Source organism: Cupriavidus sp. 86D6 (assembly GCF_057815095.1).
Genome location: NZ_JBYPSB010000001.1, coordinates 297,883 through 310,295, shown reverse-complemented (window position 1 = coordinate 310,295; position 12,413 = coordinate 297,883). Strand labels below are relative to the sequence as shown.

12 protein-coding genes, 1 other RNA gene and 1 riboswitch are annotated in these 12,413 nt (G+C 67.3%); of the genes, 5 read left to right on the top strand and 8 right to left on the bottom strand.

Annotated elements, in window-relative coordinates; genetic code table 11:
* Positions 1-14: 14 nt before the first annotated feature.
* The 5 genes from cobT to AC3G88_RS01415 all read right to left on the bottom strand — a co-directional run bounded on the left by cobT (position 15) and on the right by AC3G88_RS01415 (position 5,615).
* Positions 15-1,079 carry a nicotinate-nucleotide--dimethylbenzimidazole phosphoribosyltransferase gene (gene cobT / locus AC3G88_RS01435; protein ID WP_488893024.1) on the bottom strand — a complete coding sequence of 355 codons (1,065 nt, stop codon included), beginning with the start codon at positions 1,077-1,079 and terminating at the stop codon, positions 15-17.
* A 67-nt stretch (positions 1,080-1,146) separates the two neighbouring features.
* Positions 1,147-1,779 (bottom strand): cob(I)yrinic acid a,c-diamide adenosyltransferase, encoded by a 633-nt coding sequence (gene cobO, locus AC3G88_RS01430; protein WP_488770696.1) that lies wholly within the window; start codon positions 1,777-1,779, stop codon positions 1,147-1,149.
* Positions 1,776-2,585, bottom strand: a complete 810-nt coding sequence (locus AC3G88_RS01425; protein ID WP_488893023.1) for an ABC transporter ATP-binding protein — start codon at positions 2,583-2,585, stop codon at positions 1,776-1,778. Before AC3G88_RS01425 ends, cobO begins: the two co-directional genes overlap by 4 nt.
* Positions 2,582-3,589: a FecCD family ABC transporter permease gene (locus tag AC3G88_RS01420; RefSeq protein WP_488893022.1), complete on the bottom strand. Its 1,008-nt coding sequence runs from the start codon at positions 3,587-3,589 to the stop codon at positions 2,582-2,584. The genes AC3G88_RS01425 and AC3G88_RS01420 overlap by 4 nt, the downstream gene beginning before the upstream one ends.
* A 16-nt stretch (positions 3,590-3,605) precedes the next feature.
* The gene (locus tag AC3G88_RS01415; RefSeq protein ID WP_488893021.1) at positions 3,606-5,615 is read right to left on the bottom strand and encodes a TonB-dependent receptor plug domain-containing protein; all 2,010 of its coding nucleotides are present in this window, start codon (positions 5,613-5,615) and stop codon (positions 3,606-3,608) included.
* A 76-nt stretch (positions 5,616-5,691) separates the two neighbouring features.
* Positions 5,692-5,995, bottom strand: a riboswitch (cobalamin riboswitch).
* A 205-nt stretch (positions 5,996-6,200) separates the two neighbouring features.
* Here AC3G88_RS01415 and AC3G88_RS01410 point away from each other — a divergent pair.
* The 5 genes from AC3G88_RS01410 (at position 6,201) to AC3G88_RS01390 (ending at position 8,798) form a co-directional block, all read left to right on the top strand.
* On the top strand, positions 6,201-6,524 hold the full coding sequence (locus AC3G88_RS01410; RefSeq protein ID WP_101680841.1) for a hypothetical protein: 324 nt from the start codon (positions 6,201-6,203) through the stop codon (positions 6,522-6,524).
* On the top strand, positions 6,521-6,844 hold the full coding sequence (locus tag AC3G88_RS01405) for a cell division protein ZapA (protein WP_153947401.1): 324 nt from the start codon (positions 6,521-6,523) through the stop codon (positions 6,842-6,844). The genes AC3G88_RS01410 and AC3G88_RS01405 overlap by 4 nt, the downstream gene beginning before the upstream one ends.
* Positions 6,845-7,174: 330 nt before the next feature.
* Positions 7,175-7,393: non-coding RNA, 6S RNA (gene ssrS / locus AC3G88_RS01400), on the top strand.
* Positions 7,394-7,469: 76 nt separating this feature from the next.
* A complete protein-coding gene (locus AC3G88_RS01395) occupies positions 7,470-7,943 on the top strand; it encodes an EVE domain-containing protein (protein ID WP_488893020.1) in 474 nt (157 codons plus the stop codon).
* 156 nt (positions 7,944-8,099) lie between these two features.
* Entirely contained in the window at positions 8,100-8,798 is a 699-nt protein-coding gene (locus AC3G88_RS01390; RefSeq protein ID WP_488893019.1) for an SIMPL domain-containing protein, read from the top strand.
* Between the two features lie 84 nt (positions 8,799-8,882).
* On the opposite strand, the gene AC3G88_RS01385 is transcribed toward AC3G88_RS01390, so the two are convergent.
* The 3 genes from AC3G88_RS01385 to AC3G88_RS01375 all read right to left on the bottom strand — a co-directional run bounded on the left by AC3G88_RS01385 (position 8,883) and on the right by AC3G88_RS01375 (position 12,340).
* Positions 8,883-10,436 (bottom strand): malonate--CoA ligase, encoded by a 1,554-nt coding sequence (locus tag AC3G88_RS01385; RefSeq protein ID WP_488893018.1) that lies wholly within the window; start codon positions 10,434-10,436, stop codon positions 8,883-8,885.
* An 87-nt stretch (positions 10,437-10,523) separates the two neighbouring features.
* Positions 10,524-11,333 (bottom strand): enoyl-CoA hydratase/isomerase family protein, encoded by an 810-nt coding sequence (locus tag AC3G88_RS01380; RefSeq protein ID WP_488893017.1) that lies wholly within the window; start codon positions 11,331-11,333, stop codon positions 10,524-10,526.
* Complete coding sequence (locus AC3G88_RS01375; RefSeq protein WP_153947396.1) at positions 11,333-12,340, bottom strand: Bug family tripartite tricarboxylate transporter substrate binding protein; 1,008 nt, start codon at positions 12,338-12,340, stop codon at positions 11,333-11,335. The genes AC3G88_RS01380 and AC3G88_RS01375 overlap by 1 nt, the downstream gene beginning before the upstream one ends.
* Positions 12,341-12,413: the final 73 nt, after the last annotated feature.

The window sequence follows — 12,413 nt, the reverse complement described above, 5'->3', positions numbered from 1 at the left end:
GGCGTCTGTGCGGTCTAGGCCGAAGCGTTGCTGATGCCGGCGCCGCTGAACGTGGCCATCTCGCGCAGGAAGGCAACGGCCGACGCCACCAGCGGCCAGGCCAGCGCGGCGCCGGTGCCTTCGCCCAGACGCAGGTCCAGTGCCAGCAGCGGCTCGGCCTTGAACTCGGCCAGCAGCGCGCGGTGGCCCTGCTCGTGGGAACAGTGCGAGAACACGCAGTACTGCAGCACGTTCGGGTCGATGCGCGCGGCCACCAGCAGCGCCGCCGAGGCGATAAAGCCGTCCACCAGGATCACCATGCGGCTGGCGGCCGCGGCCAGGTAGGCGCCGGTCATCGCCGCGATCTCGAAGCCGCCGAACGTGGCCAGCACGTCCAGCGGGGCGGTGGCGTGCGGATGCCGCGCCAGCGCCTGCGCCAGAATCTCGCGCTTGCGCGCCACGCCGGCGTCGTCCAGCCCCGTGCCGCGCCCGGTGCAGGCTTCCAGCGGCAGGCCAGTCAGCCGGCTCATCAGGCAGGCCGCCGCCGACGTATTGGCAATGCCCATCTCGCCAAAGCCGATCACATTGGTGCCCTGCTGGGCGTGGCGCAGCACCCGCGCGATGCCGGTGTTGATCGCCGCACCGGCCTCGGCCGGGGTCATGGCCGGCTGCTCGACGAAATTGCGCGTGCCATTGGCCACGCGGCTGTTGACCAGCCCCGGCGACGCCGGCAGCGGCGCACGCACGCCCACATCGACCACTTCAAGCACCATGCCATGCTGGCGCGTGAAGACGTTGATGGCGGCCCCGCCGTTCAGGAAATTCAGCACCATCTGCGCGGTGACTTCGGCCGGGAAGGCGCTGACGCCGGCATCGGCCACGCCATGGTCGCCCGCGAACACGATGATCGCGGGCCGGTTCAGGTCGGGCACGGTTTCGCCACGGATCATGCCGATCTGCAGCGCCAGCGATTCCAGCCGGCCCAGCGACCCGGGCGGCTTGGTCTTGTCGTCGATGGCCGCCTGCAGCGCGCCGCGCAGCGATTCGTCCAGCGGCGCGATCGGCGGCAGGGTCAGCGCAAAGTCGGAAATATGGGTCATCAGTCTTCTTTCGATCCTCGGGGAACGCCAGCCCGGCGAAGCGGAAGCGGGGCTGGCCGGCGTTCTCCTACATTTCTACGCCACGTTGGGCCTTGATGCCCTGCTGGAACGCGTGTTTGACGGGCGTCATGTCGGTCACCGTGTCGGCCGCTTCCACCAGTGCGGGCGGTGCGCCCCGGCCCGTGATCACCACATGCTGCATCGCAGGACGCGCGCGCAGATCGGCGATCACGGTCTCGACATCAAGATAGTGCAACTTCAGCGCAATGTTCAGCTCATCGAACAGCACCAGGCCGATCGACGGGTCGCGCAGCATGCGGCGGGCCACCTCCCACGCGGCCTCGGCCTTGGCCACGTCGCGGGCGCGGTCCTGGGTTTCCCAGGTGTAGCCCTCGCCCATCACATGGAACTCGCATTGGTCCGGAAACCGCCGCAGGAACATTTCCTCGCCGCTCGGGATGGCACCCTTGATGAACTGGACCACGCCCGTGCGCATGCCATGCCCCATCGCGCGCACCACCATGCCGAAGCCCGAGCTGGACTTGCCCTTGCCGTTGCCGGTGGTGATGACGATCACACCGCGCTCGGTCTGGGCGGCGGCAATCCTGGCATCGACCACCTCCTTCTTGCGGACCATGCGGTTCTTGTGGCGCTCATCGCGGCCGTCGTCGCTCGGGCTCGGGTGTTCGGTATCGCTCATGGTGTCTTTCCGTCGGGGATCAGCGCGGTATGGATGCCGTCGCTGATACTGATAATGGGGGTGCGCAGTGCGTGCGAGCACCGCGCGGGCGTCAGGACCTCGTGCGCCGGGCCGTGCAGCGCGACGCCGTCTTCGGCCATCAGCAGCGCATGGGTGGCGTGCCGGCGCGCGAGCGTCAGGTCATGCAGGATCACCACGGCGGCGTGGCGGCCGGCATGGGTCAGGCGGCGCAGCAGGTCGAGCACCAGGATCTGATGGCGCAGGTCCAGGTGCGAGACCGGTTCGTCCAGCATCAGCAGCGGCGCCTGCTGGGCCAGCACCGCGGCCAGCGACACGCGCTGGCGCTCGCCGCCGGACAGGGTCAGCACATCGCGCGCGGCCAGGGCGTCGAGATCGCACTGGGCCATCACATCGCGCACCACGCGGTCGTCGTCGCGCTTGCCCCAGCCCCAGCCGCTCATGTGCGGATGGCGGCCGATGCGCACCGCATCCTCCACCACCATCGAGAACGTGTCATGTATGGCCTGCGGCAGATAGGCGCGCTGGCGGGCCAGCGTGGCCGGCGCCACCTGCGCGGCGGCCACGCCGTCGATTTCCACGGCCCCGCCTTCGGGCGCGCGCAAGCCGGCCAGCACGCCCATCAGCGTGGATTTGCCCACGCCGTTCGGACCCACGACGCACCAGAGCTGGCCCGCCTGGATGGACAGCGACAGGCCATCGACCAGCACCCGCTGGCCCGCGCGCAGGCGCACGTCGCGCAGCGACAAGACGGGACACGGCGCCAGCGGCTCGGACCATGCGTTCATCGCGGCCTCCGCAGCAGCAGGTAAAGGAAGGTGGGCACGCCCAGCAGCGCGGTGATGACACCCACCGGCAACTGCGCTGGCGCGATCACCGTGCGGGCGATCAGATCGGCCGCCATCAGCAGCGTGCCGCCCAGCAGCACCGACGCGGGCAGCAGCTGGCGCTGGTCGTTGCCCCACGCCAGGCGCACCATGTGCGGCACCACCAGACCGACAAAGCCGATGGACCCGGCCGTGGTGATGGCCGCAGCGATGGCGAACGAGGCAATCAGGAAGGTGGCCAGCCTGACGCGGCCCACGCGCACGCCCAGCGACTGCGCCACGGTCTCGCCAAGCAGCATCACGTTCAGCGCACGCGCCATTGGCATCGCCAGCCCCAGGGCCACGACCAGCGTGGCCAGCGCCCAGCCGTAGCTGGCCGTGCCGCCCAGGTCGCCGGTCAGCCAGAACAGCATGCCGCGCAGCCGCGATTCCGGCGCGATGGCCAGGATCAGCGTGATCAGTGCGCCCCAGCCGGCCGCCAGGATCACGCCGGTCAGCAGCAGCCGCGCGCCGGCCTCGTGGTGGCCGCCCTGGACTTGCGGATGCAACAGGTCGCGCCGCGCCAGCGTGGCCACCAGCAGCATCGAGCAGAGCGCGCCGCCCGCCGCGCCGGACTGGACGACCCACAGCGGCAGCGACAGCAGCATCGCCAGCAGCGCGCCCGTGGAGGCGCCGCCGGACACGCCCAGCACATAGGGCTCGGCCAGCGGATTGCGCAGCAGCACCTGCATCAGCGCGCCGGACAGCGCCAGCAGGCCGCCGCAGGCAAACGCCGCCGCCGCGCGCGGCAGCCGCAGTTCGCGCACGATGGCGCCGGCCGTGCCGGTATCGGCGCCGGTCAGCGCCTGCCAGACCTGCGCGATGTCCAGCGCGACGCTGCCGGCCGCCAGCGACAGCGCGAACACCGCCACCCCGGCGAAGGCCAGGACGGTCCAGACGGTCAGCGCGCGGCGCAGTTCGGTCATGACGTGACGTCAGGCCCTACTTCTGGCGCCAGCCGAGCGTGATGAACCCGGCGCGGCCCTGCGTGTTGTAGGGCCAGGCAAGCTGGTAGTTCTTGTCGAACAGGTTTTCCACACGGGCAGCCACGAACCATTGCTTGTCGATGTTGTAGCGGGCATTGAGGTTGACGATACCGTATCCGCCCAGGACGCGCGCGCTGTTGTCGAGCCGCTCCGACGACAGCAGCCATTCGCCGCCAAAGCGCCAGTTGCCGAAGTTGCGGCCCACGTCGAACGACGCATGGCGCCGCGCCCGGCGCAGCAGCTGGGTGTTGCTGCTCTGGTCCACGGGATTCTGGAAGGTCACGGCGGCGCCCAGGTCGGTACCCCAGATCGTGGCGCGCCACGAGGCCTCGATGCCCTGCACCTTGGCCTTGTTGACATTCTGTGCCAGGAACACGCCACTGCCCACGGCAGTCGACACGATCAGGTCGTCATAGCGCGTCTCGAACGCGGTCACGCGCAGCAGGCCGGCGCTGGCCGTGTCGACCTGCACGCCCGCCTCGGCGGACTTGGCGCGTTCGGGCTGCAGGTTCGGCTGGCCGAAGCCCGGGTAATACAGCTCGTTGAAGGTCGGCGCGCGGAACGCATTGCTGACATTGGCGATCAGCTTGACCTGATCGGTCACGTTGAAGCCATAGCCGGCAAAGAAGCTGCCCTGGTTGCCGAAGTCGGAATAGTGGTCGTTGCGGCCGTTCAGCTGCAGCTGGTGCCGGCCGATCCGGCCTTCATAGCCGCCGTACACCGAGAACACGTTGCGCGACGGCGCGTTGTACGCACTGGACGCCAGCGTCTGCTGCAGCCAGTCGGTGCCGAACAGCAGCTTGTGGTCGGGCGTCAGCGCGTATTCGTTCTGCCAGTTGAACTGGCGGTTGCGCGTGCTGAACAGGCTGTCGAACAGGCCGTTCTTCGTGCCTTCGCTGCGGTCTTCGCTCTGCGACAGCTTGAAATGCGTGGTCCACGCCGAGGTCACCTTGCCGTTGACGAATGCCGACAGCGTGTAGAGCTCGCTGTTCATGCGGAAATCGTCGGTCGGCTTGCCGCTGGTGCTGTCGTACGACAGGTCGCTCTTCGAGTAGTACGCGGCGAAGCCGGCATCCCAGTCGGACGTGAACTTGTGGCGGATCTGGCCCGACACGCTCTTGTTCTCGTACGGGTTGTCGCCGGGGTTCGGCCCGTTGCCGCGCCGGACTGCTGCGGCATTGGCGGCGGCCCACTGGTTATAGTTGATCGACGAAAAACCGTCGGTCTTGAAGATCGAGCCGGTCAGGTTGAACGACGTATCGCCAATCTGGCCGCCGTAGCCGACGGTGCCCTGGCGCGTGTTGTTGCTGCCGTACTCCACCTGCGCATTGGCCGCCGGTGCCTGGCCGGCGCCATTCTTGGTGAAGATCTGCACCACGCCGCCGATGGCATCAGAGCCATACAGCGCAGACACGTTGCCGCGTACCACCTCGATATGGTCGATCTGGTCGGGCAGGATGTTTGCCAGCTGGGCCGTACCGCCGCTGACGCCGGCCACGCGCACGCCATCGATCAGGATCAGCACCTGGTTCGAATTGGCACCGCGCATGAACAGCGACGTATTGGCGCCCATGCCGCCATTGGCGGCGAATTCGACACCGGCCTGGCCGCGCAGCAGCGAGCGCAGGTCGGGCGCCTGCGAATCGACGATGTCCTCCTGGGTCACCACCGTGGTGTGCGGCAGCGCCTCGGTCACACGCTGCGCGGTGCGCGAGGCGGTGACCACCACGGGTGCCAGCGACGGGGGCTGGGCCGCCGCCGGCTGTGCGGCGGGTGCGGCAGGCGCGGCGGATGTGGCTTCGGCGGGTGCGGCAGGCGCGACGGGAGCCGCCCCGGCGGGCGCCTCCTGGGCAAATGCCGGGATATGGGGCGCGCAAAGAACGGCAACGGCCGCCATGATGGCGGGCACGGACGGGCCAACCGGCGGCTTCACCGCGACGGTCGACCTGGATAGCGTGGAACGCATGAGCAGGATGGATGAGAACGGCCGGGCCCGTTCCCCCGCGGACCTGATGGCGAATGGGCGTGCCGCATGGGGTGCGGACGCCCGCGTTCTTCAGGCCGGTATCCGGGCTGACGACATCAGGCAGGCCGCCTTCCCGATGGGCTCCCCGCAACCTCCGGCGAGTCCGTATCAGTGGCCTTGGCCCGCCCTGCGAACGACGCTTGGCGTGTTCGCGGTCGCTTACCGTTGCGGGGGCAGCACAGGTTGGCCTGCCCCGCTCGCGTCCAGCCTGGCCGATCGACGTCGCGCCGGGCTGGCGGGCGGTACCCGGCTCCCTGTTTCCCGTTGAACTGCAGCCCCTGCGTAAGGCGGCCGCGAGCACCTGGAACGTGCGCGAGTGTAGGGAGTTTCAAAGTTGGCGTCAATGCGAGGGATCAAGTTGCCGATATCCGTGATTGACACGCGAAATCGCGCCGTTCGCCGCAGATCGGTGCAACTTCCGTGCGGCAGCAAAGTCTCACCGGTCGCATTGACGGTAGCCCCCGCGTGTGCATCGGCTAGAATCCCCAAACCTGACCCTTACTCCTACCGGACACGACAGGCACTATGCTCAACGAACTCGAACAACTGGCCGCCAAGATCGGGCGCGTGCTGCATCATGCGGACACCCTGGCGGCGGAAAACCAGCGGCTGCGCGCGGAGATCGACCGCCTGCAGGCCGAGGCGAGCACGTTGCGCGCGGACCGCGAAGCCATGGCGGCCGACCGCGAGCTGCTCAACATCAAGATCGAGGAGGCGCAACTGCGCATCCAGTCCATCCTCGACAAGCTGCCCACCGCCAGCGACGCGCGCCAGCTCGACCTGCTCGGCGACGGCCAGTCCCGCGCCGCATCGGAAGGTTCGCAGCAAGCCCCCGGAGAACACGCATGAGCAACAAGCAAGTGGAACTGAACATCGCAGGCCAGCCCTACCGTTTCGCGATCTCGCCGGAGAACGAGGCCGCGCTGCTGGAAGCCGCGGCGCTGGTCGACGACAAGATGAACAAGCTCAAGGGCAGCGTGTCGGCCAAGGGCGTGGAGCGCGTGGCCGTGATGGCGGCCATCAGCATTGCGTCGGACCTGCTGGCCATGCGTCGCAAGCAGGAAGAGGACGGCACGATCCCGGTGGACGCGGTGCGCGCGCGCATTCGCGAGCTGAACGACCGCGCCGACGAGGCGCTGCGCCAGTACGCGCACGTGGGCACGCGCTGAGCCGCCGAAAAAAAACCCTGACGGCAACACTTGAATTGCGCAGCGTCGGCCAGATATGTCGTCCATGTGAAGCCGGTGCCGCGCCCGGCCGCATGATGTGCATGGATATGCCGGTTGTTGTGGAAAATGTAACGTCCCGACGTATCCGGCTTGGTATCACTGACGTCGCGGTGTATAGTGGAGCCACTGCGCGGCGAGACTGACCGACGCAGTTGGATGGTCGGGTTATCGGGCCTGGCCGCCGTTTCCATCCCATCCTAGTTTGAAACGGCAAACGTCTGACATCCCAAGCGTGTTGCACGCACAGGAACCCAAGTCAGACGTTTGACAGTTTCCCTGCCTGGTTCGTGAGGGTCATAAACTCCTTGAACCGATATGCATTGCATGGTGCGGGATCATGTCGTGTGGGCGAGCGCGTTACCGCATTCATAGTCCTGGCTTCGGTCCGGACTCCCTGAGTGGGCGATGTACCCGAAATACGACTTCCGCAGCCACTCTGAACCTCACTTGGGTTCAGGATGCCGACCCAGCGGCCGAGGCGGGGACCCCCTTCAAGTGGTGAAGAGGCGGTGGTTTCAACGAACCACCGCCTTTTTCATTTCAACGCCTGACCTGTCACGGATCCATGCCCGACGCGCGCGCCCGCCAGTACTGGCTGATGAAGTCCGAACCGGATGAAGCCAGCATCGACGATCTGGCCCGTGAAGGCACGCTGCCATGGACCGGCGTGCGCAACTACCAGGCGCGCAACTTCATGCGCGACCAGATGCGCATCGGCGACGGCGTGCTGTTCTATCACTCGTCGTGTCCCGAACCGGGCATCGCCGGCCTTGCCGAGGTCTGCTCGCAGCCCTATCCCGATCCCACGCAGTTCGACCCCAAGAGCCACTACTACGACAAGGCATCCCGGCAGGAAGAGCCGCGCTGGTCGCTGGTGGACGTACGCTTCGTCAAGAAGAGCGCGCTGATCCCGCTGCCCGCATTGCGCGAGCATGACGCGCTGGCCGACATGGTGGTGCTGCGCAAGGGCAACCGGCTGTCGATCACGCCGGTCACGCCGGCCGAATGGCGCTTCATCACCGAAAAGCTGATGAAGTAGCATCTGCGGCTGCAGTCTTCTGGCCGCGCCGCATTTTTTTTGCCCGCCTTAACCCCGATCCGGCCGACCGGCCGTTAGAGCTTTCATGCAGGAGCCCGCATGGAACGAAATGCGAGGCTTCGCATCTGATAGCCATCACATTGATCGGAGAACAATATGAAGAAATTGCTGGTCGCCTCGCTGCTGGGCACTGCCGCCGCCGTGGCCTCGGCCCAGACCGTTGCCGTGCCGCAGCCTTCGGGCGTGCTGTCGTTGTCCGCCGAAGCCGTGACCGAAGTGCCGACCGACGTGGTCACGCTGGTCCTGGCCACCGAGCAGGAAGGCCCCGAGCCTTCCGCCATTTCGAACGCGCTGTCGTCGCGAACTCAGGCGGCACTGACGCAAGCCAAGCGCGTGTCGGGCGTGGAAGCGCAATCGGGCGGCTTCACGATTCATCCGAATACCGACCGCAACGGCAAGATCAGCACGTGGCGCGGCCGTTCGGAGATCATTCTCAAGTCCAAGGACTTCGCCGCCGTGTCGAAGCTGGCTGGCGAGCTGGCCAACCAGATGCAGGTGCAGAACGTCGGCTTCTCGCTGTCGCGCGAGGCCCGCCGCGCCGCCGAGCAGAAGCTGGCCGACCAAGCCGTGGCGGCATTCCGCGACAAGGCGCAGGCCACGACCAAGCTGTTTGGCTTCAGCAGCTTCACGATCCGCGAAGTCTCGGTCAATGAATCCGGCGGCGTGATGCCGCCGGTGCCGCGCATGTACGCGGCCAAGGCCATGTCGGCCGATGCCGGCGCGCCGATTCCGGTGGAAGGCGGCAAGACCCAGGTGACCGTGTCGGTCAACGGGTCGGTGCAGATGGTGAAGTAAGAGACAACGCAACAAGGAACAAGGAAACAAGAAAAAGCCCCGCTCCATTTCATGGGGCGGGGCTTTTTCTCGGATGGCTTCGGATTACAGCGCCGCGAACTGCTGGCGCAGCACGTTCTTCTGCACCTTGCCCATCGTGTTGCGTGGCAGTTCGTCCACCACGTGCACGCGCTTGGGCACCTTGAAGTTGGCGATGCGGCCCTTGAGCGTGCCGATCATGCCGGCCTCGTCGATATCGGCGCCGGGCTTGCGCACCACCACGGCCACCACGGCCTCGCCAAAATCGGCATGGGGCACGCCGATCACGGCCGATTCCACCACGCCGGGCATCTCGTCGATAAAGCTCTCGATTTCCTTCGGGTAGACGTTGTAGCCGCCCGAGATGATCAGATCCTTGCTGCGGCCGACGATGGTCAGGTAGTTGTCCGGCACCTTGCGCTCGCCAGCCTGGCTGACGATGGCACCCCCGAAGCGGCCCACGTCGCCGGTCTTGAACCAGCCATCGGCGGTGAATTCCTCGGCGGTCTTTTCCGGCATGCGCCAGTAGCCCTTGAACACGTTGGGGCCCTGAACCTGAACATTGCCGATCACGCCCGGCGGGCACAGGTTGCCCTCGCCGTCCATCACGCGCACCGAGACGCCCGGCAGCGGCATCCCCACGGTGCCGCCGATACGTTCACCGAGCGCGGTGTCGTACGGGTTCGAGACCAGCATCACGGTTTCGCTCATGCCGTAGCGTTCCAGGATGGTATGGCCGGTACGCTCACGGAAGGCGTCGAACGTTTCCAGCAGCAGCGGCGCCGAACCCGACACGAACAGGCGCATGTTCTTGCAGAGATCCTTGTCGAAACGCGACTCCTGCACCATGCGCACGTAGTAGGTCGGCACACCCATCATCACCGTGCAGCGCGGGATGAATTTCAGGATCTGGCCCATGTCCAGTTTGGGCGCCCAGATCATCTTGGCGCCGGCCAGCAGCGCGCCGTGCGACGCCACGAACAGCCCGTGGACGTGGAAGATCGGCAGCATATGCAGCAGCACGTCGTCGCTGCGCCAGCCCCAGTATTCGTTCAGCGTCAGCGCATTCGAGGCCAGGTTGCGATGCGTCAGCATCGCGCCCTTGCTGCGGCCGGTGGTGCCCGACGTGTACAGGATGGCCGCCAGATCGTCGTCCGCGCGCTGCACGGTCTCGAACGTGTCCGGCTGTGCCGCCGCGCGCTGCAGCAGCGATCCGGTACGGTTGTCGTCCAGCGTGAACACGTGCGCCGTGTTGTGCGCAAACGCCACCTTCGACACCCAGCCGAAGTTGGTGCTGCTGCAAACCACCACCGCCGGCTCGGCATTGCCGACGAAATAATCGATTTCGGCTTCCTGGTACGCGGTGTTCAGCGGCAGGTACACATAGCCGGCCCGCAGCGTGGCCAGGTACAGGAACAGCGCCTCCGGCGACTTTTCCACCTGCACGGCCACGCGCGCGCCGGCCGGCAGCTTCAGGGCGGTCAGCAGGTTGGCAAGCTTGGCCGTGGCGCGGTCCAGGTCGTCCCACGTGTAGTACAGGCCGTCATGCGTTTCGATGCAGCAGGCGCTGCGGTCGGCAGGAAAACGGGATTCGAACAGGGCGAACAGGTTGGCGTTCATGGTACTGAGCAAAAGGGAATGGCATGCCCGGGGACGGCAGGCGAATGCGCTGGGGCAGCCGGCCATGATAGCCGGCCGGCCGACATATTACTCCCCGGTGAAATCCGGAGGCCGGTGCGCCAGGAAGGCGGCCACGCCCTCGGCGTGGTCGCGGCTGCCGGCATAGGCGAAGTGGGCGTCCAGTTCCGCGGCGGTCAGCGGCGCCGGCGCCGGCGACAGTCGGCGGATGGTTGCCTTGTTGATGCGCGCGGCCAGCGGCGCCCCGGCGCAGAGACGCTGCACCGTGGCGGCCACCTCGTCGTGCAGGGCCGCCTCGGGCACCACGCGCGTCAGCAGCCCCTTGGCGGCCGCCTCGGCGGCATCGAACACGCGGCCTTCCAGCAGGATTTCCAGCGTCACCGCGCGCCCTGCCAGGGCCAGCAGGCCCTGCAGTTCGCCGGGCGCCATCGGAAACCCCAGCCGGTTGATCGGCACGCCGAAGCGGCTGCCCGCCGCAGCGACGCGCAGGTCACAGTTGCACGCGATTTCCAGCCCGCCGCCCACGCAGACGCCTTCGATGGCCGCCAGCGTCGGCAATGGACATTCGGCGATGGCCCGCAACGCCGGCGCGATGATGGCCGTGTGATAGCGGCGCACCGCGGCCGCGTCGCCCCGCACCACCGGAAATTCGGCGATGTCGGCCCCGGCGGCGAAGTTGCCGTCGGCGCCGCGCACGACCACGCAGCGCGGCGGACGCGCGGCCGGGTCGGCCGCGCTTGCCACCTCGGCCGCCAGCGCGTCAAACCCCGTGGCCAGCGCCTGCCACATGCCGGCCGATATCGCGTTGAGCTTGCCCGGATGCGACAGCGTGACGGTGACCACCTGGCCATCGCGGGCGAACGTGACATTGCCGCCCATCAGTCGATCTTGGCGCCCGAACGCTGCACCACCTCGGCCCATCGCTTGATCTCGGCGCGCTGGAACTGCGCGAACTGTTCCTGCGTGAACTGCGGGATGTCCGAACCGTTCTGCAGCCAGATGGCCTTCATTTCGGGGCTGTTCAGCGCCTTGGTGGTTTCGGCGTAGAGCTTGTCGACGATCTCCTTCGGCGTGCCCTTGGGCGCCCACAGCGCGTACCAGGTGGACACCTCGTAGTTCGGCACGCCGGCCTCGGCCGCCGTCGGCACGTTCGGGAACGCCGCCGAGCGCGTCTTCGACGCCACGGCGAGGGCCTTGATACGGCCGGCGCGAATATGTTGCGCCGATGAGCCGAGGCCGTCGAACATCAGGTCCACCTGGCCGGCGATCAGGTCGGACAGCGCCGGGCCGGCGCCCTTGTACGGCACATGCGCCAGATCGGTCTGGGTCTGCAGCTTGAACAGCTCGCCGGCCAGATGGTGCGCCGAGCCGTTACCGGCCGATGCGTAGTTGAGCTGGCCCGGATGCGCCTTGGCATAGGCGATCAGGTCCTTCAACGTGTTGGCCTGCACCTTCGACGGATTCACCACGATCACCTGCGGCGGCTGCGCGATCACCGTGATCGGCACGAAATCCTTCTCGATGTCGTAGTCGAGCTTCTTGTAGAACGACGGCGCGATGGCGTGGTGCGCGCCGCCGATGAAGACCGTGTAGCCGTCCGGCGCGGCCTTGGCTGCCAGGCTGGCGCCCACCGTGCCGCCGGCGCCGCCGCGGTTGTCGATCACGAACTGCTTGCCCAGCTGCTTGGAAAGCTGCGCGGTCAACGGCCGCGCGAACGCGTCGGTGCCGCCGCCGGCCGGGAACGGCACGATCACGGTAACGGGCTTGTTCGGCCAGGGGTCCGCGGCCTGCGCGGCCGGCGCATGGAGGCTGGCCCCGGTGCCGGCCACCAGGCCGGCGATTGCAAAGACGCGTGCGAACGCGGTCAGTTTGCGCTGACGACTCATGTACTGTCTCCTCTCTCTACTCACTGCGTGGAAAGTCAATCGAAGTACTGCCTACTGCCACCCACCCGACAAG